Origin of the sequence: Falsiroseomonas sp. E2-1-a4 (assembly GCF_051433165.1) — a bacterium.
Lineage (GTDB): Bacteria > Pseudomonadota > Alphaproteobacteria > Acetobacterales > Acetobacteraceae > Falsiroseomonas.
Map to the genome: position 1 here is coordinate 151881 of NZ_JBHMFS010000011.1, position 23011 is coordinate 174891.

23 protein-coding genes are annotated in these 23011 nt (G+C 71.5%); 19 read left to right on the forward strand and 4 right to left on the reverse strand.

The features are described 5' to 3' along the window. Positions 1-41: 41 nt before the first annotated feature. Genes ACFHNC_RS14050 through ACFHNC_RS14075 form a run of 6 tightly spaced genes read left to right on the forward strand, consistent with a single transcriptional unit; the run spans position 42 to position 6834 of the window. Entirely contained in the window at positions 42-1370 is a 1329-nt protein-coding gene (locus tag ACFHNC_RS14050) for a hypothetical protein (protein ID WP_437169847.1), read from the forward strand. Beyond that, positions 1360-2436: a hypothetical protein gene (locus ACFHNC_RS14055; protein WP_437169848.1), complete on the forward strand. Its 1077-nt coding sequence runs from the start codon at positions 1360-1362 to the stop codon at positions 2434-2436. Before ACFHNC_RS14050 ends, ACFHNC_RS14055 begins: the two co-directional genes overlap by 11 nt. Next, positions 2433-3506, forward strand: a complete 1074-nt coding sequence (locus tag ACFHNC_RS14060; RefSeq protein ID WP_437169849.1) for a hypothetical protein — start codon at positions 2433-2435, stop codon at positions 3504-3506. Before ACFHNC_RS14055 ends, ACFHNC_RS14060 begins: the two co-directional genes overlap by 4 nt. Then, positions 3506-4987, forward strand: coding sequence for a glycerol kinase GlpK (gene glpK / locus ACFHNC_RS14065; RefSeq protein WP_437169850.1), 1482 nt, complete (start codon positions 3506-3508; stop codon positions 4985-4987). Before ACFHNC_RS14060 ends, glpK begins: the two co-directional genes overlap by 1 nt. Further along, entirely contained in the window at positions 4984-6162 is a 1179-nt protein-coding gene (locus tag ACFHNC_RS14070) for a hypothetical protein (RefSeq protein WP_437169851.1), read from the forward strand. Before glpK ends, ACFHNC_RS14070 begins: the two co-directional genes overlap by 4 nt. Before the next feature lie 9 nt (positions 6163-6171). Further along, a complete protein-coding gene (locus ACFHNC_RS14075; protein WP_437169852.1) occupies positions 6172-6834 on the forward strand; it encodes a hypothetical protein in 663 nt (220 codons plus the stop codon). 249 nt (positions 6835-7083) lie between these two features. On the opposite strand, the gene ACFHNC_RS14080 is transcribed toward ACFHNC_RS14075, so the two are convergent. Then, positions 7084-8982 carry a PHA/PHB synthase family protein gene (locus ACFHNC_RS14080; protein ID WP_437169853.1) on the reverse strand — a complete coding sequence of 633 codons (1899 nt, stop codon included), beginning with the start codon at positions 8980-8982 and terminating at the stop codon, positions 7084-7086. Between the two features lie 180 nt (positions 8983-9162). Here ACFHNC_RS14080 and ACFHNC_RS14085 point away from each other — a divergent pair, with 180 nt between their 5' ends. The 7 genes from ACFHNC_RS14085 to ACFHNC_RS14115 all read left to right on the forward strand — a co-directional run bounded on the left by ACFHNC_RS14085 (position 9163) and on the right by ACFHNC_RS14115 (position 16038). Then, the gene (locus ACFHNC_RS14085) at positions 9163-9732 is read left to right on the forward strand and encodes a hypothetical protein (RefSeq protein WP_437169854.1); all 570 of its coding nucleotides are present in this window, start codon (positions 9163-9165) and stop codon (positions 9730-9732) included. A 47-nt stretch (positions 9733-9779) separates the two neighbouring features. Further along, complete coding sequence (locus ACFHNC_RS14090; protein WP_437169855.1) at positions 9780-10991, forward strand: LL-diaminopimelate aminotransferase; 1212 nt, start codon at positions 9780-9782, stop codon at positions 10989-10991. Positions 10992-11013: 22 nt separating this feature from the next. Beyond that, positions 11014-12306, forward strand: a complete 1293-nt coding sequence (locus ACFHNC_RS14095) for a homoserine dehydrogenase (protein WP_437169856.1) — start codon at positions 11014-11016, stop codon at positions 12304-12306. A 220-nt stretch (positions 12307-12526) separates the two neighbouring features. After that, on the forward strand, positions 12527-13549 hold the full coding sequence (glpX, locus tag ACFHNC_RS14100; RefSeq protein WP_437169857.1) for a class II fructose-bisphosphatase: 1023 nt from the start codon (positions 12527-12529) through the stop codon (positions 13547-13549). Next, complete coding sequence (gene recJ, locus ACFHNC_RS14105; protein ID WP_437169858.1) at positions 13546-15348, forward strand: single-stranded-DNA-specific exonuclease RecJ; 1803 nt, start codon at positions 13546-13548, stop codon at positions 15346-15348. The genes glpX and recJ overlap by 4 nt, the downstream gene beginning before the upstream one ends. Before the next feature lie 61 nt (positions 15349-15409). After that, complete coding sequence (locus ACFHNC_RS14110; protein ID WP_437169859.1) at positions 15410-15709, forward strand: hypothetical protein; 300 nt, start codon at positions 15410-15412, stop codon at positions 15707-15709. Then, positions 15649-16038 (forward strand): hypothetical protein, encoded by a 390-nt coding sequence (locus ACFHNC_RS14115; RefSeq protein WP_437169860.1) that lies wholly within the window; start codon positions 15649-15651, stop codon positions 16036-16038. The genes ACFHNC_RS14110 and ACFHNC_RS14115 overlap by 61 nt, the downstream gene beginning before the upstream one ends. Here ACFHNC_RS14115 and ACFHNC_RS14120 read toward each other — a convergent pair whose 3' ends face one another. Next, entirely contained in the window at positions 16039-17079 is a 1041-nt protein-coding gene (locus ACFHNC_RS14120; RefSeq protein ID WP_437169861.1) for an LLM class flavin-dependent oxidoreductase, read from the reverse strand. 53 nt (positions 17080-17132) lie between these two features. On the opposite strand from ACFHNC_RS14120, the gene ACFHNC_RS14125 reads away from it, so the two are divergent. From ACFHNC_RS14125 to ACFHNC_RS14135, 3 genes are all read left to right on the forward strand, one after another. After that, positions 17133-17603, forward strand: coding sequence for a nucleoside deaminase (locus ACFHNC_RS14125; RefSeq protein WP_437169862.1), 471 nt, complete (start codon positions 17133-17135; stop codon positions 17601-17603). Positions 17604-17917: 314 nt separating this feature from the next. Then, a complete protein-coding gene (locus tag ACFHNC_RS14130; RefSeq protein WP_437169863.1) occupies positions 17918-18106 on the forward strand; it encodes a hypothetical protein in 189 nt (62 codons plus the stop codon). Continuing rightward, entirely contained in the window at positions 18103-18606 is a 504-nt protein-coding gene (locus ACFHNC_RS14135; protein WP_437169864.1) for a PEP-CTERM sorting domain-containing protein, read from the forward strand. Before ACFHNC_RS14130 ends, ACFHNC_RS14135 begins: the two co-directional genes overlap by 4 nt. A 107-nt stretch (positions 18607-18713) precedes the next feature. On the opposite strand, the gene ACFHNC_RS14140 is transcribed toward ACFHNC_RS14135, so the two are convergent. Further along, the gene (locus tag ACFHNC_RS14140) at positions 18714-20018 is read right to left on the reverse strand and encodes a DUF445 domain-containing protein (protein WP_437169865.1); all 1305 of its coding nucleotides are present in this window, start codon (positions 20016-20018) and stop codon (positions 18714-18716) included. A gap of 82 nt (positions 20019-20100) precedes the next feature. Here ACFHNC_RS14140 and ACFHNC_RS14145 point away from each other — a divergent pair, with 82 nt between their 5' ends. The 3 genes from ACFHNC_RS14145 (at position 20101) to ACFHNC_RS14155 (ending at position 21941) form a co-directional block, all read left to right on the forward strand. Further along, positions 20101-20235 (forward strand): hypothetical protein, encoded by a 135-nt coding sequence (locus ACFHNC_RS14145; protein WP_437169866.1) that lies wholly within the window; start codon positions 20101-20103, stop codon positions 20233-20235. Between the two features lie 8 nt (positions 20236-20243). Then, a complete protein-coding gene (locus tag ACFHNC_RS14150; protein WP_437169867.1) occupies positions 20244-20999 on the forward strand; it encodes a metal ABC transporter ATP-binding protein in 756 nt (251 codons plus the stop codon). Between the two features lie 78 nt (positions 21000-21077). Then, positions 21078-21941, forward strand: coding sequence for a metal ABC transporter permease (locus tag ACFHNC_RS14155; RefSeq protein ID WP_437169868.1), 864 nt, complete (start codon positions 21078-21080; stop codon positions 21939-21941). Here the strand turns inward: ACFHNC_RS14155 and ACFHNC_RS14160 are convergent, their stop codons facing one another. Next, positions 21942-22907, reverse strand: coding sequence for an isopenicillin N synthase family dioxygenase (locus ACFHNC_RS14160; protein WP_437169869.1), 966 nt, complete (start codon positions 22905-22907; stop codon positions 21942-21944). It lies immediately after the preceding gene. Between the last annotated feature and the right edge of the window lie 104 nt (positions 22908-23011).

The following is a 23011-nucleotide window of genomic DNA, read 5'->3' on the forward strand; positions in this document are numbered from 1 at the left end:
CCGCGCCGCCATCCGGGTTGCCCTTCGGCGGCCTGCCGCCCTTGCGCGTACCGCTGCGGCCCCTGGTCGAGGGGCTGGGCGGGCTGCTGCTGATGGCGGCGCTGGACCAGGTGCTGACCGGCGGCAATGGCTTCGCGCATTATCCGGCCTCCCCGTTCATGCTGCCGGTGCTCTACGTCGCCGCCCGCTACGGGCTGGTGCCGGGCGTTGCCGTGGCGCTCGCGGCCGGGCTGCTCCGCATCGGCCTCGCGGTCTCCGCCGATCTCTGGACGCTGGGCAGTTGGGCGCTGCCCCTGGTCTGGCCGCTGCTGGCCGCCATGGTCGGCGGCTTCAGCGAATGGCACCTGCGCCGGCTGCGTGCGGCCGAGGACAAGGTCGCTGCCGCCGAGCAGGACCGCGCCGCCATCGCCGAGGCCAACCAGCGCCTGGCGGAACGGGCGCTGGAGCTGGATGCCCGGCTCGGCGCCCGGCTGCAGGCCACCACCGCGGTGTTCGAGGCCGCGCGCATCCTGGGTGGCGGGACGGAAGGCGTGATCCGCGGCGCCACCGGCCTGCTGCGGGCTGCCACCGGCTGCACCGCCTGTTCCTTCTGGCTGGCCGAGGATCGCACCCTGCATCTGGTGGCCGCGGAGGGCTGGCCGCAGCACGCCGACCCACCGCTGGCGCACACCATCCTGCCCGGCCCGCTGACCGATGCCATCGCCCAGGGCCGCGGCGCGCTGGTGGCCACGCGGCTGGCCGACCGCCTGGCTCTGGGCGGGGAGGGGCTGCTGGCGGCGCCGGTGCTCTCGCCCTGGGATGGTTTTGTGCTCGGCATGGTCAAGATCGAGGATATCGGCTTCGACGATCTCGGCCTGGAGACCATCGCGTCGTTGGAAGCCGCCGCCGGCTGGATTGGCGCGGCGCTGGCCGAGGCCAGGGCGCGGGAGGCGGCCGAGGCGACCTCGGGCGGCGGCGGCCTGGCCGGTGCGTCGGCTGGCGGCGGGCTGATGGTGCCGGGCGAGGATGCCTCCCGCGCCATTGCGGTGATGACGGGGCTGGCACGCCGCCTGGGCTTCGAACTGGCGCTGCTCTCGGCCGAGATTCCGGCCGGGCCACGCGGCGCGGCGGCGCTGGAGGCGACGCGCGCGGCGATGGCGGAGGCCTTCCGCGGATCGGACCTGCTGCTGGAATCGCGGCTGGAGGAACGCCGCCTGTCCATCCTGCTGCCCGGCGCCGCGGTGGCGGGGGCGGAGGCGGCGGCGGCCCGGCTGCGGGGGCTGCTGGCAGACCGCGCGCCCTCGGCCACCGCCCAGGTGGTGGTGGGGGTGGCGCTGCTGCATGGCATGCAGGGCGGCGGCTGGCAGGTTGTGCGCCCCCATGGCGGCTAGCCTGCCCTCCGTCGGGGCGGATCGCCGGCCGCCGCGCGCCCTGCTGCCGGATGGCCGCGCGGGGCTGATCCTGGCCGGGCTGGCGGCGGGGCAGGCGCTGGTGGTGGGGGCGATCGGGCTGGGCTGGTGGCCGGCGGCGCTGGTCCTGCATCTCGGCTGTTGCCTGTCGCTGTTGCTCGGGGCCGCGCCGGGGCCGGGCGACGAAGACTGGTCGGGCACGATGCTGCGGCTGTTGGGCGCGACGCTGCCGGTGCTGGGTCCGCTGGCCATGTTCGCGGCCCTGGTGGCGCTGGCGCTTGGCGTCCCGCGCGGCCTGCGCCGCGCGACGCGGCCCCTGCCGGAGGATCCGCTGGATGCGCGGCTGGAGGCGATCGCCCAGGCGCGGGAAGTGCCGGAGGGGTTGCTGCTGGAATCGCTGGGCGATGTGCTGCGCTGGGGCCATGCGCGGCAGAAGGCGCGCGCGCTGGACCTGGCGGCGGAGCCCGCCCGCCCCGGCGGTGCCGGCCTGCTGCGGCTGGGGCTGAGCGATGCCGATCCGGCGGTGCGGGCGCGCGCCGAGTTGCTGCGCCCGCAGGTGGAACGCCGGCTGCTGGATGCCGTGGAGGCCTCGCGCGCCGGCGCCCGCGGCCAATCCGGCGCTGCCGGCCGCACCACGCAGCGCGCCCTGGCCCGCGCATTGGACCGTGCCGCCTTTTCCGGCCTGCTCGATGCGCCGCGCGCCAATGCCTGCCGGGCGGAAGCCGCTGAACTTTGGCAGGCGCTGGCCGAGGCCGCGCCTGATGGCGGCGATGCCGAGGCCGAGGCGGCGCTCGGACGGAACCTGCTGGCGCTGGGCGACCTGCCGGCGGCAAGGCGGGCGCTGGAGGCGGCGGTGACGCGTGGCGCGGCGGGGGTCTACGCCATTGGCTGGCTGGCCGAATGCCTGTTCCGGGCGCGCGACTTCGCGGCGCTGGAGGCGCTGGTGCTGCGCTGGCGCCCCTTGCTGGAGGCGGAGGCCCAGCGCGCCGTCGTCACCGGCCCGCACGCCGCCGCCTGGCGCCTGTGGCTCGCGGAGGCGCCGCGATGAACGGGGCCCATGGCTTGAAGGAGACCCCTGGCCCGGAGGGTGCGCTGGTGGCCGGTGCCTGGCTGGGGCCGGTGCTGGCGATGCTGGCCGGGCTGGCGCTGCTGGCCTTGCTGGGGGTGCAGGGAGAGTTCCTGTCCCTGCTGTTCGTGGTGGCCCTGTCCCTGCTCGCCGGCGCGCCGGCCGCGGTGCTGGCGGCGCGGCGTGGCCTGGTGGGATGGCCGTTGGGGCTGGCCAGCGGGGCCGCGGGCCTCGCCGCCTTCGCGCTGTTCCATGGGCTGGACGGGCTGCCGGTAGCGGAGGCGATGGCCGCCGCGCTGGCCAGCGCGGCGCTGGCGCTGCTGTGGGTCGGGCTGGGCGTCGCCGCCGGTTTCGGCCTGTCGCCGCTGGCGGGGCTGGCGCTGGGGGCGCTGGCGGCTGCGGTGCTGGCCTGGCTGGTCGGGGGTCTGGCGGGGGCCTTCGGGGGCCTGGCGCTGGGTGCGGCGCTGGCCGGCTTCCTGGCCGCCGCTCCGGCGGCCGCCAGCCCGGTGCGTCTGCGCCCGGGGGAGGCGCGGGCACTGGCGGTGCAGGCGCTGGCCGGCCTGGCGCTGGCGCTGGCGGTGCTGGCCGGGCCGTTCTCCGCCTATCTGCTGGGCGGGCCGGTGATGGCGGTGACGCTGGCGATGCTGGCCGCCCTGCCCGGGCTGCTGCTGCTCGCGGCCTCCCGCGGGATGGCGCCGCTGCCATTGGCCACCGGGCTGCTCGGGCTGCAGGCGCTGGCGGTGGCGCTGGGGCTGGTGGTCGGCGGGGCGCCCGCGGCGGCGGGATGGGTCTCGGTCGAGGCGCTGGGGGCCTACCGGCTGGCCCTGCTCGGCGCCGGCTTCCTGCCGGCCTTCGCGGCGCTGGTGGCGGCGCTGCTGGCGCGGCATGTGGTGGGCGCGGCGCTGGCGGCGCTGGTGCTGGCGGTGCTGTCGGCCGGGCTGGGGCCGCTGCTGGGGCTGGTGCAGCCGGGGCTCGCCGCGTTTGGCGCCCTGGGCGCGCCGGTGCTGGCCACCGGATTCGCCTTCTGGCTGCTGGCACGGGGAGAGGCGTGATGGACCTGCTGCTGGCGATCGACCAGGGCACCACCTCCACCCGGTCCATCCTGCATGGGCCGGACCTCGCCCCGCGTGCCAGCGCGCAGCGGCCTCTGGCGCAGCATTTTCCCGCGCCGGGCTGGGTGGAGCATGAGCCGGAGGAGATCTGGGCGGCGACGCTGGCCACCATGCGCGACGCGCTTGAGCAGGGTGGCGCGACGGCGAAGGATCTGGCCGGCATCGGCATCACCAACCAGCGCGAGACGACTTTGCTGTGGGACCGCCGCAGCGGGCGGGCGATTCACCGCGCCATCGTCTGGCAGGACCGCCGCACCGCCGCGCATTGCGCCCGGCTGGCGGCGGAAGGGGCCGGCGCGCTGATCGCGGAGCGCAGCGGGCTGCTGCCGGACCCCTATTTCTCCGCCACCAAGCTCGCCTGGCTGCTGGACAATGTGGGCGGCGCGCGGGCGGCGGCGGAACGCGGCGACCTCGCCTTCGGCACCGTGGACAGCTTCCTGCTGTGGCGGCTGACCGGCGGGCGGGTGCATGCGACGGATGCGACGAATGCGGCGCGGACCATGTTGTTCGACATCCGCCGTGGCTGCTGGGATGACGACCTGTTGCGTTTGTTTGGCATTCCGGCGGCGGTGCTGCCGGAGGTGCGGGACAATGCCGCCGAATTCGGCCAGACCGAGCCCGGGTTGCTCGGTGCGGCGGTGCCGGTGCGCGGCATGGCGGGGGACCAGCATGCGGCGATGCTCGGCCAGGCCTGCTTCGCGCCGGGCATGGTGAAATCCACCTATGGCACCGGCTGTTTTCTGCTGCTGAACACCGGGGATGTGGCGGTGCCGTCGCGGAACCGGCTGCTGACGACGCTGGCCTGGCAATTGGGCGGGCAGCGCACCTATGCGCTGGAAGGCGCCATCTTCATCGCCGGCGCAGCGGTGCAATGGCTGCGGGACGGCCTCGGCATCATCCAGGATGCGGCCGAGAGCGGGCGGCTGGCGGCGCAGGCGGACCCGGCGCAGGCGGTGTATTTCGTGCCGGCCTTCACCGGCCTCGGCGCGCCGCATTGGGATGCGGCGGCGCGCGGCGCCATTTTCGGCCTGACCCGCAACACCGGCCCGGCCGAGATCTGCCGCGCGGCGCTGGAGGCGGTGGCCTTCCAGACGCGGGACCTGGTGGAGGCGATGCAGGCGGATTGGGGCGCGGCCGGGACCACCGTGCTCCGAGTGGATGGCGGCATGACCGCATCCGACTACGCCATGCAGGCGCTGGCCGACCTGCTCGGCGCGCCGGTGGACCGGCCGGAGGTGCAGGAGACCACGGCGCTCGGCGCGGCCTATCTCGCGGGTCTCCAGGCCGGGCTGCTGCCGCCGCCCGGCCCGGCCGTGGCGCATTGGCGCCTTGATCGGCGCTTCCAGCCTTCCATGCCGCGCGCCGAGGCAGATCGGCGCCATGCCGGGTGGCAGGATGCGGTGCGCCGGGTGCTGACATGAGCGTACTGGCCGAACTGGGCCTGGCCCCCGTCATCAATGCCGCCGGCACCGTCACGCGGCTTTCGGGCGGCATCCTGGCGCCGGAGGTCCGCGCCGCGATGGCCGAGGCCGCCAGCGCCTGCTTCGACATGCTGGAGGTGCAGGCGGCGGCCAGCCGGGAGATCGTGGCGGCGACGGGCGCGGAGGCCGGCATCGTGACGGGTGGCGCCTCCGCCGCGCTGCTGCTGGGCGCGGCCGCCTGCCTGGCGGGGTTGGACCCGGTGGCGATGAACGCGCTGCCGGAGGCCGGCGCGCGCTGCGAATTCATCATCAGCCGCAGCCAGCGCAACATGTATGACCGGGCGCTGGAGGTGGCCGGCGGGCGCATCGTCGAGGTCGGCATCCCGGACCGGTTCTCCGGCGCCGGGGTACGTGATGCCTCGGTGGGGGAGGTCGCGGCGGCGATCGGGCCGCGCACGGCGGCGGTGTTCTGGGTGGCGCAGCCCTGGTCGGAGCCGTCGCTGGCGGAGGTGGTGCGCGTGGCGCATGCGGCCGGCGTGCCGGTGCTGGTGGATGCCGCGGCGCAGTTGCCGCCCATCGCCAACCTGTCCGGCTTCCTGGAAGCCGGTGCGGACCTCGTCGCGTTTTCCGGCGGCAAGGCGATCGGCGGGCCGCAGGCCAGCGGCATCCTCGCCGGGCGGCGGCCGCTGGTGGCCAGCGCGCTGTTGCAGATGCTGGATCTGGACGTGCCGGACGCGCAGTTCCGCCTGCCACCGGAATTCGCCGGCAATACCGCGCTGCCCTTCCTGCCGCGACACGGCATCGGCCGGTCCTGCAAGGCGGGGAAGGAGGAGGTGGTGGGCCTGCTGGTCGCGCTGCGCCGCTTCGTGGCCGAGGGCGATGCCGCGCGTCAGGCCCGGATGCTGGCGCGGTTGCGGGCGGTGGGCGCGGCGATGGGTGAAGTGCCCGCCGAGATCGCGGATGGCCCGACGCCGCTGCTTCTGCTGCGCTGCCAGGATGCGGCGCAGGCCGCGCAGGTGGAAGCGGCGTTGCGGGCGCGGCGGGTGCATGTGAACCAGGGGCGGATGCGGGAAGGTGTGTTGGTGGTGCATCCGGCGGCGCTGGCGGAGGCGGATCTGGTGCCGCTCGGCCAGGCGCTGGCGGCGGCCTTCGCCTCCGCCAATAAAGCCGGATAGGATGCGCGGATGACACGCTGGGAGAGCTTCGCCATGCGGCCTGCCTTGTTCGCACTTGTGGCCCTGGCGCTCACCGGCTGTGCGGAGCTGCGCCAGCCACCGGCTGCCACCCGCCTTCCGGCCGTGCTCGGCGCCGGCAGCGCGGACCCGCTGCGCGATGCGGTGGGGCAGGCGGCGCTAGCCTACGCCGATGGCGGGCGGTCCTTGAACAACGACCCGGCCGCCATGGCCCGCGCCGCGGCGCAGGTGGAGCTGGTGACGGCGGAATTCATGCGCGACCTGCGCTGGGCGCCACTGCCCGCCGGCGTGGTGTTCGAGCTGCGCGGCGCCCGGGTGGAGGGCCGCGCCGCGCTCGGCATCCGCGCCGGCGCCGATCCGGATGCGGTGGTGCGGGCGCTGGCGGCCGCCCATGTCGCGCTGGCCCGCGGCGACCGGGCGGCGGCCGAAGCGGCGCTGAGCCCGGCGCTGTTCGAGCCGGGCGGGGCGGGCACGCTGGCCTTCCTCAGCCGCCCCGGCCCGCTGCCGCAGGGCCGCATCGCGACATCATTGGCCCGGGACGAGGTGGACCGCCTGGCGCGCAGCCGCGTCGGCGGGCTGACCGGGGCGCTGGACCCGCAGGCCGGCTGGGTGAACCCGGAGCCGGGGCGGGGCCTGGGGATCGGGCCGCGCTGAGGGCTGGCCCTGACCATGATGCGTTCACCTTCGTTCACGCATCATGGTCCGGCTTTGTTTGGTCGCGTGATACCAAATCCCGCGGATCGTGACCGATCCGCCCTCAAACGCCGGCGCTCCGCTTGGCTACGCGCCACCTGGCGCGGCGCCCATTCGGGCGCTCGCCCGCCTGTGGCGGGCGCAGGTCGCGACCAATGGGATCTGGTATGATTCAGACTTTTCGGTGAGTCCACCTCAAGTCATCACGCCTCAGTCCTTCGCCATCACCGTCACATAGCTGCCCGGCGCATCGCCCAGCCCGGGATCGGCGGGCTTGCGGGCGGGGACCATGGTCTTGTCCTGCGCCAGCACCCAGCGCTGCCAATCCGGCCACCAGGACCCGGCGAGTTCGGTGGCGCCCTGGAACCACTCATCCGGGTCCGCCGGCAGGCTGGTGTTCACCCAGTGGCTGTATTTTCCTGAATCGGGTGGGTTCACCACGCCGGCGATGTGGCCGGAGGCGGCGAGCACGAAGCGGGTTTTGCCGCCATAGATCTGCGTGCCGCGATAGGTGGATTTCCACGGCGCTATGTGGTCCTCCCGCGTCGAGATCAGGTAGCTCGGCACCTTGATCTTCCGCAGGTCGATCTTCACGCCGTCCAGCTCGATGGCGCCCGGCTTCACCAGGTCGTTCTGCTGGTACATCCGCCGCAGGTAGAAGCTGTGCATCTTCGCCGGCATGCGGGTGCTGTCGTCGTTCCAGTAGAGCAGGTCGAAAGGGAATGGCTCCTGCCCCATAAGGTAGTTGTTCACCACGAAGGACCAGATCAGGTCGTTGGCGCGCAGCATGTTGAAAGTGGTCGCCATCTCCCGGCCTTCGAGGAAGCCCTTCTTGGACATCTTCTCCTCGATGCCCAGAAGCTGTTCCTCATCGATGAAGACGCCGAGTTCGCCGGCCTCCTCGAAATCCGTCATGGTGACGAAGTAGGTCGCGGATTTGATCCGCGTGTCCTTCTTCGCCGCCATATGGGCCAGGGTGCAGGACAGCAGCGTGCCGCCCAGGCAGTAGCCGATGGCGTTGACGGATTTCTCGCCCGTTGCCGCCTCGATCGCATCGAGCGCCGCATAGGGGCCTTCGCGCATGTAGTCCTCGAACCCCTTCTCCGTGAGGTTCTCATCCGGGTTGACCCAGGAGACGACGAAGACGGTGTGGCCCTGCTCGACGGCCCATTTGATGAAGCTGTTCTTCGGGCGGAGGTCGAGGATGTAGAATTTGTTGATCCAGGGCGGCAGGATCAGCAGCGGCCGCTTCAGCACCTGCTCGGTCGCCGGCGTGTACTGGATCAGCTCCATCAGCGCGTTGCGGTGGACCACCTTGCCGGGCGTGACCGCGATGTTGGCGCCGACCTTGAACTTGCTGTCGTCGGTCATGCGGATGCGGAGGTTGCCCTTGCCGCGTTCCAGATCGGCCAGCAGGTTGGACAGGCCCTTCAGCAGGTTCTCCCCGCCGGTTTCCGCCGTGCGGCGCAGCACTTCCGGATTGGTCATCAGGAAGTTGGACGGGCTCATCGCATCGACGAATTGCCGCGTGTAGAAATCCACCTTCTGCGCCGTCTTGTTGTCCAGCCCCTCCGCCCCCTGCACCACATTGGTGAAGTAGCGGGCGGAGAGCAGGTAGGATTGGCGGATGAAGTCGAAGACCTCGTTTTCGCGCCACGCATCATCCTTGAAGCGCTTGTCGCCCTTGACTTCCTCGATCACCGGCGGCGTGGGGTCGCCCATCATGCGGCGCGCGGTGTTCTGCCAAAGGGTCAGGTAGTCCTGCCAGAAGCCGATCTGCGCCTGCATCAGCCGCGCCGGGTTGGCCATCAGCCGCGTCGTCATGTCGATGAAGGCGGAGCCGATATGCAGCGGGTCCGGGCTGCTCGCCGGTGCGCCCTCCGCCTGGCGCTTCAGGAAATCGGCAACGATGCGCTGCCCGCGCTCTGCCACATCGGCCATGGTGCGGCTGACCAGGGCGGGGTCCGGCAGGCGGAAGCTGGCCGTATCGGAAGCATCCGGCCGGGCCTGTGGCGTGGCAGCGCCGCCCGCCGGGGCTTCACCGCCCTTCGCCCCGCCCACCTTGGCTTCACCCGTCTTGGTTTCGCCCGCACCTGAATCCTGCGCCATGCGCCCGCATTCCCCTGAATTCGCCGCCCGTCGCCCGCTTGGGTGAGTCTTCCCGCCTAACCCTCGCCTTGGTGCTTTCGCCGGCTGGTGGTTCGGGGTAACCCTCGGCGCGCGAAGGATTGGGAAGCCATGCACCCGCGCGTCGGACGCCACGGGAAACATTGTGAGGGTAAAGGCCGGATGCCGGGTGATCAAGCGCGCCCCGCAGCGGTCCTGGCCGGTGCCCTGCTGCTGGCCGGCTGCGCCGGTGGCGTGCCGCAGGATATCGATCCGCGCTATTGGTGGCGCAATGTCAGCGGCGGCTATCTGGACGGGCGGGAACCGCCGCCGGGCCGCGATGCGCCCTACCCCAACCTGGCCACCGTGCCGGCCCGGCCCGTACCGCCGACCGCGGCGGAGCGGGCGGCGCTGACCGCCGCACTGGCCGCGGACCGTGACGGGTCGCTTACCGCAAGGACAGGCACGGCGGCACCCGTGACCACCGGTACCCAGCCGCCGGCGCCACCCATCCTGGCCGCCGTGCCCAGGATCCGGCTAGAGCCGGTGCCCGAGCCGGCCGCCCCGGCTGTCGCGGCACCCTCGTTTCCCGCCACGCCGGCGCCGGCCACCTCCGCCGCGCAACCCGCCCCGGCCCCCTTGCCGCAAGCCGCCCCGCCGCCGCTATCCGGCCCGCCGCCGGCGCCGATGGGGGACCTGCTGGCGCCGCCGCCGCCGCCGGGCGCGGATCTGCTGGCGCCTCGCGGCAACTGAACCCTTCCGCTATCCTGACTCCCCTTTACCCCACGGACCCGACGCATATGACTGAGGAGTTCCACCGCATCCGGCGCCTGCCGCCCTACGTCTTCGCCGAGGTGAACTCGGCCAAGGCCAAGGCGCGCGCAGCCGCCGAGGACATCGTGGATCTTGGCATGGGCAACCCGGATTGCCCGACGCCGCCGCATATCGTCGCCAAGCTGGTGGAGGCGGTGGCCGACCCGCGCACGCATCGCTACAGCGCGTCCAGGGGCATCCCCGGGCTGCGCAAGGCGCTGGCCGGCTATTACGACCGCCGCTTCAAGGTGAAGCTGGATCCGGAGACGGAGGTGGTCGCCACGCTCGGTTCCAAGGAAGGGCTGGCCAATCTGGCGGCCGCCATCACCTCGCCGGGCGATACCATCCTGGTGCCGAACCCGTCCTACCCGATCCATCAATTCGGCTTCGTGCTGGCCGGCGCTTCGGTGCGGTCGATTCCCTGCACGCCGGATGACGAGATGTTGGCGGCGCTGGATCGCGCCGTGCGGCATTCGGTGCCGAAGCCCACGGCGCTGATCGTGAATTTCCCGTCGAACCCGACGGCGATGCTGGCCGATCTTTATTTCTACAGGCAGATCGTCGATTTCGCGCGCAAGCATGAGATCTTCATCCTGTCCGATCTCGCCTACGCGGAAATCTATTTCGGCAGCAACGTGCCGCCTTCCATCCTGGAAGTGCCGGGGGCGAAGGATGTGGCGGTGGAATTCACCTCCATGTCGAAGACCTACAACATGCCGGGCTGGCGCATGGGCTTCGCTGCTGGCAACCCGCGGTTGGTCTCGGCGCTGACGCGGGTGAAGTCGTATCTCGATTACGGCGCCTTCGCGCCAATCCAGATCGCCGCCGCCGCCGCGCTGAACGGGCCGCAGGATTGCGTGCAGGAGATGCGCGACCTGTACCGCGAACGCCGCGACGTGATGGTGAAGGGCCTGGCTTCTGCCGGGTGGCAGGTGCCCTCGCCGGAGGGGTCCATGTTCCTCTGGGCGCCGATTCCGGACCGCTTCAAACATCTGGGTTCGGTGGACTTTTCGAAGCTGCTGCTGGCCAAGGCGAAGGTCGCCGTGGCGCCCGGCATCGGCTTCGGCGAGCATGGCGACGGCCATGTCCGCATCGCCCTGGTGGAGAACAGCCAGCGCATTCGCCAGGCGATGCGCGGCATCAAGACCTTCCTGACCGCCGACAATGCCGGTCCGGTCGAGACCCCCGACGCAGCCTGATTTCTCGATTGGATATCTGCACATGACCAAGCCGCTTTCCGTCGCGGTCGCCGGCCTCGGCACGGTGGGCGCCGGCGTGCTGACGCTGCTGCGCGACAATGCCGCAACCATCACGGCCCGCGCCGGGCGGCCGATGGCCGTCACCGCCGTCTCCGCCCGCGACCGCACGCGCGACCGCGGCGTCTCGATTTCGGGCCTGCGCTGGTACGACGACCCGGTGGCGCTCGCCCATGATCCAAATGTGGATGTGGTGGTGGAGGCAATTGGCGGGTCCGAGGGCCAGGGGGCCGACCTGGTGCGCGCGGCGCTGGCCGCCGGCAAGCCGGTGGTCACCGCCAACAAGGCGCTGCTCGCCGTGCATGGCGCGGAACTCGCGGACCTCGCCGAATCCAAGGGCGTGGCCCTGGCGTACGAGGCCGCGGTGGCCGGCGGCATCCCCGCCATCAAGGCGCTGCGGGAGGGGCTGGCGGCGAATGACATCAGCCGCGTGCTCGGCATCCTGAACGGCACCTGCAACTACATCCTGACGCAGATGCGCGAGCGCGGCATCGAATTCGCGCAGGCGCTGAGCGAGGCGCAGAAGCTTGGCTATGCCGAGGCCGACCCGGCCTTCGACGTGGATGGCATCGATGCCGCGCACAAGCTGGCGATCCTGGCCGCGCTGGCGTTTGGCCGCCCGGTGGATTTCGACGCGGTGCATGTGGAAGGCATCCGCGCCATCTCTGCGCTGGATATCAAGCTGGCGGAGGAGCTTGGCTACCGCATCAAGCTGCTCGGCATCGCGCGACGCACCGAAGCGGGTATCGAGACGCGGATGCACCCCTGCATGGTGCCGGTGGCGCACCCGATCGCGCGCGTCGATGGCGTGTTCAATGCGGTGGTGGCGGAGGGTGATTTCGTCGGCCGCATCGTGCTGGAAGGCCGCGGCGCCGGCGCCGGCCCCACGGCGAGCGCGATCTGCGCCGATCTGATTGACATTGCCCGCGGCCGCACCACGCCGGTCTGGGGCGTCGCCGCGCGGGACCTGTCCCGTGCGCCGAGCCTGCCGATGTCGCAGCGCGTCGGCGCCTACTATCTGCGGCTGATGGTAGTGGACCGCCCCGGCGTCATCGCCGATGTCACCGCGGCGCTGCGCGACCACCACATCAGCCTGGAATCCATGCTGCAGCGCGGCCGGGCGCCGGGTGAGGCGGTGCCGGTGGTGGTCACCACACATGATTGCGAGGAAGCCCAGATGCGCGCGGCAATCCTTCGGATTGACGCGCTGGAGGCGGTGCTGGAGACGCCGGCGATGATCCGCATCGAGGCGCTGTAGGACGCAAGGATCGCGTAGGCTGGGTGAGGGCGCGTGGAACCCTGAAGCGCGGCCGCTGTTTTTCCTGCCCCCCTCACCCAACCCTCTCCCTCCCTTTGGGTGGAGAGGGCTTTGTCCGCCGCTACTAAGCCCCCTTTCCGCCGCCCCCGGTTCCGGGCCACAACGCATGCTTGGCCGGTGGGCGGCGACTGCCCACAGCCCTGAGCCGGAGGAAGCCACCTTGTCCGAGACCACACCGCAGACGGACCGCCAGGTCCATGTCGATCGCAACCTGGCCCTGGAACTGGTTCGGGTGACGGAGGCCGCGGGCCTGGCCGCCAGCCGCTGGATGGGCCGCGGCGACAAGAACGCCGCCGATGGCGCCGCCGTGGAAGCCATGCGCCGCGCCTTCGACACCGTCGCCATCTCCGGCACCGTGGTGATCGGCGAGGGTGAGATGGATGAGGCGCCGATGCTCTATATCGGCGAGAAGGTCGGCCTCTACGCCGGCAAGCAGGGCGAGAACATCGCGGAGGTGGACATCGCGGTGGACCCGCTGGAGGGCACCACCATCACCGCCAAGGGCGGCCCCAACGCCATGGCCTGCGTGGCGCTCGCCCAGAAGGGCGGCTTCCTGCATGCGCCGGATGTGTACATGGACAAGATCGCGGTGGGCCCCGGCCTGCCGGAGGGCGTGGTGCATCTGGATGCCTCGGTCGAGGAGAACCTCGCGAACCTGGCCAAGGCCAAGGGCCGCAGCATCAACGACCTGGTCGTCTGCCTGCTGGACCGCGACCGGCACAAGGAGATCATCAAGCGCTGCCGGGCGGCCGGCGCGCGCATCATGATGATCCCGGATGGCGACGTCTCGGGCGTGGTGGCGGTGTCCCAGCTTGATACCGGCGTGGACATCTATCTCGGCAGCGGTGGCGCGCCGGAAGGCGTGCTGGCGGCCGCGGCGCTGCGCTGCATCGGCGGCCAGATGCAGGGAAGGCTGATCTTTGAGAGCGAGGACCAGATCATCCGCGCCAAGGAGATGGGCATCACCGACGCCAGCCGAATCTATTCCATGATGGACATGGCCCGCGGCGATGTGATGTTCGCCGCCACCGGCGTGACCACCGGCCCGATGCTGCGCGGCGTGCGGGACTTCGGGAAGGGCGCGATCACCCATTCCATCGTCATGCGCTCGAAGTCCGGCACCGTCCGCTATGTCGAGGGGCACCACAACTTCGCGCTGAAGCCCGCGGCCTTCGCCGGTTGAACGACACCGGCGCCACCCTTCTCGGAGCCCCCGGCGCCGAAGTGGCGCTGGGCGTGGCGCGAAGCGCGCTCGGCCGGCGCTGGATTTGGCGGCAGGGCGATGCACGCACCGGGCTCGGCATTGCCCAGCGCCTGGCGCTGCCCGAACTCGTCGGGCGGCTGCTGGCGGCGCGCGGCGTGGGGGTGGAGGCGGCGGCGGATTTCCTGGAACCGACGCTGCGCGCGCTGATGCCGGATCCCTCCACCCTGCGCGACATGGATGCGGCGGCATCCCGCCTGGCGGATGCGGCGCAGGCCGGCGAGCAGGTGGTGGTGTTCGGTGACTACGACGTGGATGGCGCCTGTTCCGGCGCGCTGACCGTGCGGCTGCTGCGCGAATTGGGCGCCCGCGTGGTGCATTACGTGCCGGATCGCATCACCGAGGGCTACGGCCCCAATGCCAAGGCGATCGCCACGCTGTGCGACCGGGGCGCGACGCTGATCGTCACGGTGGATTGCGGCATCGCGGCGGAGGTGGCGCTGGAGGCGGCGCGCGGCCGGGCGGATGTGGTGATCCTGGACCACCACAAGGCGGAAGGCCCGGTGCCGCGGGTGCGCGCCGCGGTGAACCCGAACCGGCTGGACTGCACCAGCGGCCTCGGCATGTTGTGCGCGGCCGGCGTGGCCTTCCTGGCCGGCGTCGCCACGGTGCGGGAGATGCGCCGGCGCGGCGCCTTCGCCACGCGGCCCGAACCCAAGCTGCTGGACTTGCTGGACCTGGTGGCGCTGGCCACCGTGTGTGACGTGATGCCGCTGACCGGGCTGAACCGGGCGCTGGTGGCGCAAGGCTTGAAGGTGATGGCGCGGCGCGGCCGGGCCGGTGTCTCGGCGCTGCTGGAGGTCGCGGCAGCCAAGGATGCGCCGACCGCGCATACGCTGGGCTTCCTGCTCGGCCCGCGCATCAACGCCTCCGGCCGCATCGACGAGAGCGACCTTGGGCTGCGTTTGCTGCTGGAGGATGACCCGCTGGAGGCCCGCGCCATGGCGGAGAAGCTGGATGCGGTGAACAAGCGGCGGCAGGAGGTGGAGGCCGATGTGCTGACCGCCGCCATGGCCGAGGCCGAGCGCCAGGCGCTGCATGGACACCCCGTGCTGCTGGTGGTGGGGGAAGGCTGGCACCCCGGCGTGGTCGGCATCGTCGCCGGCCGCATGAAGGAGAAATACAACCGCCCGGCCTGCGTCGCCGGGCTGAACAACGGGCTGGCCAAGGGCTCGGGGCGCTCCGTCGCCGGGGTGGATCTGGGGGCTGCCATCATCGCCGCGCGCCAGGCCGGGCTGCTGGAGACCGGCGGCGGGCATGCCATGGCGGCGGGATTCTCCTTCCTCGCGGCGCGGGAGGGGGAGTTTCATTCCTTCCTGGACGAGCGCCTGTCCCACGCGGCGGACCTGCCCGGCGCGGCGGACCTGCCGGTGGAAGGCTCGCTTGCCGTTTCGGGCGCGACGGTGGAGGTCGCCAGCCAGATCGCCCGCCTCGCCCCCTTCGGCGCCGGCAATGACGAGCCTGTCTTCGTGCTGTCCCGCGCCCGGGTGGTCCGCGCTGACCGGGTGGGCAAGGAAGGCGGCACGATCCGCGCCTTCCTGGAAGGGGAGGGCGGCAGCGGGCGCCTGAAGGCCATCTGCTTCCGGGCCAAGGAAGGCCCGCTGGCGGCGGCGCTGCTGGGCGGCGGGACGCTGCACCTGGCGGGCCACCTGCGTGCCGAAAGCTGGAATGACAGCGTGACCGCGGGCTTCCATGTGGTGGATGCGGCGCCGGTTTCCTGATCGCCAGGCCGTAACAGGACCGCCCTTGAACCCGGGTGCCCGGCGGGCAACATGATGAGGTATGGAACCGCATCGCCAACCGCCCGTGCTGGACATGACGCCTGATGGCGAATTCCGGCAGCCGCCGACCCCGCCGCAACCGGGCCTGCTGGATCGCGTCCTGGCGCGAGTCGGCGGCGTGGCGCTGTTGGTGGCGCTGATCTCCGGCGGACTGGTGCTGGCGGCGCTGGCCGTACTGTTCGTCGGGCTGATCCTGCCGGTGCTGCTGGTGGCCGGGTTGATCGGTGCCGGGTCCCTCTGGTGGCGCCTGCGCCGCGCTCGGCAGCAGGGGCGACCCGTCTTCGTCGTGATGCGGCGCTGAACCGCCCGCCGTTCCGCATCGAGACGGATCGGCTCTATGAGGTTTCCCCCCGCGGCACCCCCTGGACCGAGGGCGATCCGGCCGCGGCCGCCGCCCGGCTGCGGCGGATGCGCTGGCTGTTCGGTATCGGCCTGGCCGTCAATGCGGTGACCTGGACGGCCTCCGGCGCCGCCTTCGCACTGGGCGGGGCGCATTGGGGGGCGGGTTTCGGGCTTCTGGCGGTGCTGACGGCGCCGCTGCTGGGCCTGCCGGCGCTGGCCGAGGCCGCCGCACGGCAGCGCGCCCGGCGCCGGCACCGCAGCCGGGCGCCGGAATTTCCAACCCGGTAGTCAGGCGGCTTCGGACAGCCTGGTGTTCGCCACCGCCTCCGCCAGCAACCGAAAGCTCTCCTGCCGCGCCTTCGGGTCGTGGCACGGCGTCAGCACCGCCACCTCCTCCACCCCATGCGCCGCGGCCAGCGCAGCCAACCGCGCCGCCACCTGTTCCGGCGCGCCGACCAGGGCGCGGGCGCGCATGCGCTCGATCTTGGCTGCCTCGTCCGAAGACAGGGCGTAGGCCTCGGCTTCCTCCAGGCTCGGCAGGGGCGGGTAGATTCCGCGGTCGCGCGAGAGGCGCCAGATGGCGCGGGACCGGAAATGGCGATGCGCCTCAGCCTCCGTCGCCGCGGTCAGCGCATAGACCGCAACGACACCCTGCGGCTTGGCGAGCCGGCCGGGCACGCCGGGATGCGGGCGGAAACCCTCACGGTACAGGCCCATCGCCTCCTCGCTGCCACGGCCATCGGTGATGAAATGGGCGAAGCAGTAGGGCAGGCCGAAATAGGCGGCGAGTTGCGCGCCGAAATCCGAACTGCCGAGAATCCACACCTCCGGCCTTGTCGGAATGGCGGGGTTGGCGGTGACCATGCGGAAGGGGTGGCTTTCCGGCAGCCCGTCGCCGAGCCAGCCCATCAGATCCTGCACCTGCTGCGGAAAGCGATCGGCGGCCGCGGCGGCATCCGGGTTCAGCGCATAGGCGGTGCGGCCATCCGAGCCCGGCGCCCGGCCGACGCCGAGATCGATCCGGCCCGGCGCGATCGATTCCAGCACCCGGAACTGCTCCGCCACCTTCAGCGCGGAATAATGCGGCAGCATCACGCCCGCGGTGCCGATGCGGATGCGCTGGGTGGTCGCCGCGATCGCCGCCGCCAGAACCTCCGGCGCCGTGCCGGCGTGGGAGGCGCTGTTGTGGTGTTCCGCCAGCCAATAGCGGCGATAGCCCCACTGGTCCGCCAGCCGGGCCAGCGCCAGCGTCTCCCGGATCGCATCATCGGCGCCGCGGCCGGAGGCGATGGTCGATTGGTCGAGAATGGACAGCGCAAGCGGCATCATGGACCCTCCGGCGCGTAACCTGGGGCCTGCGCCCCCGCACGTCGAGGCCGCGAATGACGGATGAGGATTTCATGCGCCACGCCATCGCTTTGTCCCGCCGCGGTATGGCGGGCGGTGCGGGCGGGCCGTTCGGCGCGGTGGTGGTGCTGGACGGGCGGATGGTGGCGGAGGGCTGGAACCAGGTGACCTCCACCCTCGACCCCACCGCCCATGCCGAGATCGTCGCAATCCGCCGTGCCTGCACCGCGCTCGGTCGCTTCGACCTGCGCGGCGCCACGGTGTTCACAAGCTGCGAGCCCTGCCCGATGTGCCTGGCAGCGCTGTACTGGTCCCGCTGCGACCGTGTGGTCTATGCGAATGACCGGGTGCAGGCGGCCGGCATCGGCTTCGACGATGAATTCCTCTACCAGGAAATCCCGAAGCCCCTCACCGCACGCCTTCTGCCGATGCAGCGCCTGCTGGCGGCGGAGGCGCTGGAGGTTTTCGCCGAATGGACGGAGAAGCCGGACCGGGTGGCCTATTGAGCCAACCGGATCAGGCCCGCCGTTTCAGGACCGGAGCCGCCGCAGGATGGCGAAGTAGACGCTGTCGATCAGGGCGAGAAGCGGGTCGCGGGACATGGCGTGTGATCCTCCTTGGTCGTGGAGGCATGATGCGGCGACGGTCCCTAGCGCTGCCTTAAATTGTCTCGTGACATGACGGAAATCTCTTTGCGGGACACGCCTCTATCGGGGGGCTTGACGGCGGTGGTGATTCGGTTGTCAGGTTTCTTCCAAACGAAACGATTCCAGTGGCATACCGATCTGGCACGTTCGTTGCTGTTCTTCAGCGAGCAGCAATGTCGCTGCTATCGAGCATCATCGAAATGTACAGGAACATTCTGGGCGCCACTCTCGGCGCCGTGGCTCTTTTGGGCGTGTCCGCCGCCCAGGCGCAGCCGGTGAATTTCAGCATCTCCTCTGGCGGCTTCCAGATCGCTCTGGCTACGGCACCGGGCAGCCGGATGCCGTCTTCACCGATCTGGTGACCCCGCAATCCTTCAGCCTGAACCTCGGCCAGACCCGGTCCTTCCTGTTCGGGCGGGTCACGCTGAACGAGACCTGCATCAACCCGTCGCTGCTTTGCGGCGGCATCGGTGGCCTGCTGTCCAACGAGACCAACAACCTCGACGTCACCGCCAACATCACCTTCACCAGCCCGCTGGCCGATACCGTGCAGGTGGTTGCCGCGACCGGCGCCTTCACCGGTCCGGTCGCTGATCTCCTGGAGAATATCCCGGGCGTCAGCATCACCGACTTCTTCATCGATTTCGAGCCGATCACGGTTGATTTCGGCGTTGGCGGCCAATTCGTGGTCGATGTCGGCGATCTGTTCTTCGCGCGCACCGGCTCCATCACCAACGGCGGCAACGTGACCCTGACAGCCGTGCCGGTGCCGGAGCCGGCCTCCCTCGCGCTGTTCGGCGCCGGGCTGCTCGGCCTCGGCATGGTGCGCCGCCGCGCCGCGCGCCGCGCCGCGCTGGCCTGATTGACCCAGGCGCGGTCGCTGAGACGCCACCGAGCCTGAAGCAAGAAATCCGTTCTGACTGATTCAGTCAGAACGGATGCCGCTCCAGCCCCCCGAAGCGGCCGCGCCTACCCCGCCACCCGCCCGAAGATCGCCGTCAGCACCGCGTAAAGCACGCCGCCGACGAGGAAGCCCACCAGCGTGCCGTTCATCCGCACATATTGCAGGTCGCGGCCCACGCGCAGCTCGATCTTTTCGGTCACCGTCGCCGTGTCCCAGTTCCGCACCACGCCGGCGATGAAATCCGAAAGCTGGGTCCGCGCGCGCGGCAGCAGGGCGATCAGGGCGCGTTCGGCGCCCTTGTTCAGCCGGTCGCGCGCCGCCGGATCCTCCGCCAGCATGGTGCCGAGATTGCCCAGCGCCGCCTGCAGCGCCTGCACGGTGCGACCATTCGGGTTCGTCGCATCCGCCTCCAGCGCCGCGCGCAGCCGGCCCCAGATATCACCGAGCCAGGCGGCGACGGCCGGATGGGCCAACGCCTCCCGCAAGGCACGGCCGACGGCGGCGGCGCGGTCCGGGTCGGTCTCCAGCCTTGTGATCTCGGTGCGGATCCAGGTCTCGAAGGCGGCGCGCAGGTCGCTGTCACCGGGCTGCACGCGGTCCAGCTCGGCATTCAGGGCCGACAGCACGCGGCGCGCGATGCCGGCGCCGGCGAACCAGCCGACCAGCGCGCCACCCTCCGCCCGCACCCGCGCCGCAATGGCTGCCTGAAGCTGGTCCTCCTTCGCTGCCAGCACGGCCTTGAGCTGGCCGATCGCCAGGTCGAACACCTCCTGGTGCCGGCCGCCCTCGATCAGCGCGGTCAGCGCGCGGGCGAGCACCCGGGCGGCGGCCGGCCCGCCGGCGATGCGCGGCAGCAGGCGGCCCATCAGGCGGCGGGCGCGGCCATCTTCCAGGCTGGCCAGGATGCGCGGCAGCCCCTTGGCCAGCGCCCCGGCGGCCGGCTGCACCGCGTCGGGGTCGGAGAAGAAATCGCCCAGCACCCGCGCCAGATCCACCTTGGACAGGACGCGGGCGACCTCGGCCTCCGTGAAGACGTGGTTGGCGACGAAGCGGCCGAGGCCGGCGCCCAGCCTTTCCTTCTGCATCGGGATGATGGCGGTGTGCGGGATCGGCAGGCCGAGCGGGTGGCGGAACAGCGCCGTCACCGCGAACCAGTCGGCGATGCCGCCGACCACGCCGGCCTTGGCGGCGGCCTGCAGCAGATCCGTGCCGTAGCCGGGCGGCAGCGCATAGCTGCCGATCAGCAGCCCCCCCATGCCGGCGAGCAGCCCGGTGGCGGCGGCGCGGTGCCGCTTGAGTCCGCGGCGGAGCTCGTCCTCGGTATCCGAGGTGAGGGGGAGGGGCGAGGGGGGCGGGGGGCTGTCCTGCATCGCAAGCGGAGGTAGTCCACCGCAAGGCCTTTTCCCAGGCACAGCTTGAACGCTATAGGGGGCGTGACGTTATAAGGTAACCATGCACTCCCTGTTCTCCTCCCTCCGCGCCGTGGATCCCCTGGCCCTCTCGGCCAGCGCCGGCGCGCGCCTGCTGTTGGCGGCCAGCGTGCTGGCGGTGCTGTGGGCTGCCGTGTTCTGGGCCTTGGCGGCATGAGGCAGGTGGTGACGGAAAAGCCCGTGCCGCGGCGCGGGCCGGCGGTGGAGATCGCCAACCTGACGGCGACGCATCAGCGGCATCCGGCCGTGCATCACGTCTCCGCGCGCTTCGCTGCCGGGTCGCTGGCGGCCATCGTCGGGCCGAATGGCGCGGGCAAGACCACGTTGCTGCGGGCGATCGCCGGGCTGCACCGGGTGGATGAGGGGCGGGTGACCCTGACCGGCGCCAAGCCGCGTGTGGCGCTGCTGCCGCAGCAATCCGGCATGGACCGCGCCTTCCCGATCCTTTGCCTCGATGTGGTGCTGCAGGGCATGTGGTCCCGCCTCGGGGCCTTCCGCGGCACCAGCGCGGCGGACCGGGACCGGGCGCAGCAGGCGCTGGAGGCGGTGGGGCTGGGCGGTTTCGCGCGCCGTTCCGTCGGCGCCATGTCCGCCGGCCAGTTCCAGCGGCTGCTGTTCGCGCGGCTGCTGGTGCAGGACGCGGACCTGATCCTGCTGGATGAGCCGTTCAACGCGGTGGATGCTCGCACCGCCGCGGACCTGCTGGCCGTGCTGCGCCGCTGGCATGGCGAGGGCCGCACCGTGCTGGCGGTGCTGCATGACCTGGACCTGGTGCAGCGCGAATTCCCCGACTGCCTGTTGCTGGCGCGGGAGGCGATTGCCTGCGGTCCGACCGCGGAGGTGCTCTCCGCCACCAACCGCCTGCGTGCCCGGATGATGGCCGAAGCCTGGGACGAGACCGCCCCCGCCTGCGCGGCATGATACCATTGCGCCGCATAGGCGGCGGGCCGCATTCGCGGCCTCGGACCGGTCAGCAGACCGGCCCGCAGGCTTAGGGCGATGGACTGGCTGTTCGGCCCCTTTATCGAATTCGGCTTCATGCGCCGCGCTTTGGTGGGCTGCCTGGCGCTGGCGGTGGCTGCACCCTTGCTCGGTGTGTTCCTGATGCTGCGCCGGACCTCCCTGACCGCGGAGGTTCTGGCGCATGGCGTGACGCCGGGCATCGCCGCGGGCTTCCTGATCGCGGGGTTTTCGGTGCCGGCCATGTCGCTGGGCGGGCTGATCGCCGGCCTGGCGGTGGCGGTGGGCGCCGGGGCGCTGTCCCGCGCCACGGGGGGGCGGGAGGATGCGGCGCTGACGGCGCTGTACTTGATCGCGCTGGCGCTGGGCGTCACGCTGGTGTCGCTGCGGGGCGATACCTCCGACCTCACGCATCTGTTGTTCGGCCAGGTGCTGGGGGTGGATGACCCGGCGCTGCTGCTGATGGCGGGCGTTGCCACCCTGACCCTGCCGGTGCTGGCGCTGGCCTGGCGGCCGCTGGCGCTGGAATGCTTCGACCCGGGCTTTGCGCAGGCGGAGGGCGTGCGCGGCGGGCTGTGGCACGGGCTGTTCCTGGTGCTGGTGGTACTGAACGTGCTGGCGGCCTTTCAGGCGATGGGCACGCTGATGGCGGTGGGGCTGATGATGCTGCCGGCCGTCGCCGCGCGGCATTGGGGGCGGGAATTGTCGGGCATGGCCTATGCCGCGGTCGGGCTTGCGATGGTCTCGGCCGTGTTCGGGCTGCTGGCGAGCTACCACCTCGACCTGCCCTCCGGCCCCGCCATCGTGCTGACGGCGGGGGTGGCCTGGGCGATCTCCGTGATCTTCGGGCCGGTGGATGGGCTGCTCGCGCGCTGGGTGCGGCGGCCGCATCTGGCCGGCTGATCAGGTCTGCTTGCGGTAGGAATAGTTCTTGTTCAGCCGTTCCAGCAGATAGTCGCCATACAGCACGGGCGGGTGGCGCGGCGGGTTGGTGGCGCTGGTGCAGCTCGGCAGGCAGGCCACTTCGCTCGCCATGTCCATGTCGAAGAAATACGGGCAGGAATAGCGTTCGCCGCCCGACAGGTTCTTCACCCGATGCGGCGTGGATTGCCAGCGGCCATTGGTCCAGCGCGCCAGCATGTCGCCGACATTCACCACGAAGCTGCCGGGGATCGGCGTGGCCTGCAGCCAGACGCCATCGGCGCGTCGCACCTCCAGCCCGCCTGACATGTCCTGCAGCAGCACGGTGATGAAGCCGTAATCGGTGTGCGGGGCGGAGCCGAATTCATCCTCCGCCGCATCGGGTGGCTGCGGCGGGTAGTGCAGCAGGCGCAGGAAGGTGGTGGGGGTTTCGAACCACTTCAGCAGGAAATCGGCCGGCAGGTTCAGCGCCAGCGCGATCGGGCGCAGCAGGCGGCGGCAGAAGGCCTCCATCGCCGCCTGGTAGGCCAGGATTTCGGCGCGGAACTCGGGCAGAGCCTCGGGCCACTGGTTGGGGCCCTGCAAGGGCAGGCCGAAGCGCGGGTCGTCCTCCGCCACCTCATGCATGAACATGAAGGATTCGGAGAAGTTGGGCTTGGTGACGCGGGCGACCGAGGATGTCTGGATGACGCTGGTCTTTGGCGCCATGTAGCCGCGGTGAAAGCCGTTCATGTCGATGGCGCGCTTCGCCGCATCTGGCAGGGCGTGGAAGCGGCGCGACGCCGCGAAGATCGCCGCCTGCTGCGCCGCGCTGATCGGCGTGTTGGCGAAATAGGCGAAGCCGATACCGCCAAAGGCCGCATCCAGCGCCCGGGCTATGGCAGCATCGCCCGCGTCTGTGCCCAGGGCGCCGAGATCGATGACCGGCAGGTTGTCGGCGGCGCCCATGGTGTTCCTCGTCCCGGTGGGACTGGCAGCCAACGCTCCAGCCCCCTGTGCGTCAAGCCGGGCGAGTCAAGCCGGGCGCGTCAAGCCGGGCGCGTCAAGCTGGG

What these genes read in the sequence shown, in the direction of transcription:
- ACFHNC_RS14130 (WP_437169863.1), top strand. Translation starts at nt 17,918, where the DNA reads ATGTCGCTGCTATCGAGCATCATCGAAATGTACAGGAACATTCTGGGC.
- ACFHNC_RS14125 (WP_437169862.1), top strand. Translation starts at nt 17,133, where the DNA reads ATGACGGATGAGGATTTCATGCGCCACGCCATCGCTTTGTCCCGCCGC.
- ACFHNC_RS14075 (WP_437169852.1), top strand. Translation starts at nt 6,172, where the DNA reads ATGACACGCTGGGAGAGCTTCGCCATGCGGCCTGCCTTGTTCGCACTT.
- ACFHNC_RS14085 (WP_437169854.1), top strand. Translation starts at nt 9,163, where the DNA reads ATGCCGGGTGATCAAGCGCGCCCCGCAGCGGTCCTGGCCGGTGCCCTG.
- ACFHNC_RS14080 (WP_437169853.1), bottom strand. Translation starts at nt 8,982, where the DNA reads ATGGCGCAGGATTCAGGTGCGGGCGAAACCAAGACGGGTGAAGCCAAG.
- ACFHNC_RS14060 (WP_437169849.1), top strand. Translation starts at nt 2,433, where the DNA reads ATGAACGGGGCCCATGGCTTGAAGGAGACCCCTGGCCCGGAGGGTGCG.
- ACFHNC_RS14120 (WP_437169861.1), bottom strand. Translation starts at nt 17,079, where the DNA reads ATGATGCCGCTTGCGCTGTCCATTCTCGACCAATCGACCATCGCCTCC.
- ACFHNC_RS14140 (WP_437169865.1), bottom strand. Translation starts at nt 20,018, where the DNA reads ATGCAGGACAGCCCCCCGCCCCCCTCGCCCCTCCCCCTCACCTCGGAT.
- ACFHNC_RS14145 (WP_437169866.1), top strand. Translation starts at nt 20,101, where the DNA reads ATGCACTCCCTGTTCTCCTCCCTCCGCGCCGTGGATCCCCTGGCCCTC.
- ACFHNC_RS14110 (WP_437169859.1), top strand. Translation starts at nt 15,410, where the DNA reads ATGGAACCGCATCGCCAACCGCCCGTGCTGGACATGACGCCTGATGGC.
- ACFHNC_RS14155 (WP_437169868.1), top strand. Translation starts at nt 21,078, where the DNA reads ATGGACTGGCTGTTCGGCCCCTTTATCGAATTCGGCTTCATGCGCCGC.
- glpK (WP_437169850.1), top strand. Translation starts at nt 3,506, where the DNA reads ATGGACCTGCTGCTGGCGATCGACCAGGGCACCACCTCCACCCGGTCC.
- ACFHNC_RS14090 (WP_437169855.1), top strand. Translation starts at nt 9,780, where the DNA reads ATGACTGAGGAGTTCCACCGCATCCGGCGCCTGCCGCCCTACGTCTTC.
- ACFHNC_RS14055 (WP_437169848.1), top strand. Translation starts at nt 1,360, where the DNA reads ATGGCGGCTAGCCTGCCCTCCGTCGGGGCGGATCGCCGGCCGCCGCGC.
- ACFHNC_RS14095 (WP_437169856.1), top strand. Translation starts at nt 11,014, where the DNA reads ATGACCAAGCCGCTTTCCGTCGCGGTCGCCGGCCTCGGCACGGTGGGC.
- ACFHNC_RS14160 (WP_437169869.1), bottom strand. Translation starts at nt 22,907, where the DNA reads ATGGGCGCCGCCGACAACCTGCCGGTCATCGATCTCGGCGCCCTGGGC.
- ACFHNC_RS14070 (WP_437169851.1), top strand. Translation starts at nt 4,984, where the DNA reads ATGAGCGTACTGGCCGAACTGGGCCTGGCCCCCGTCATCAATGCCGCC.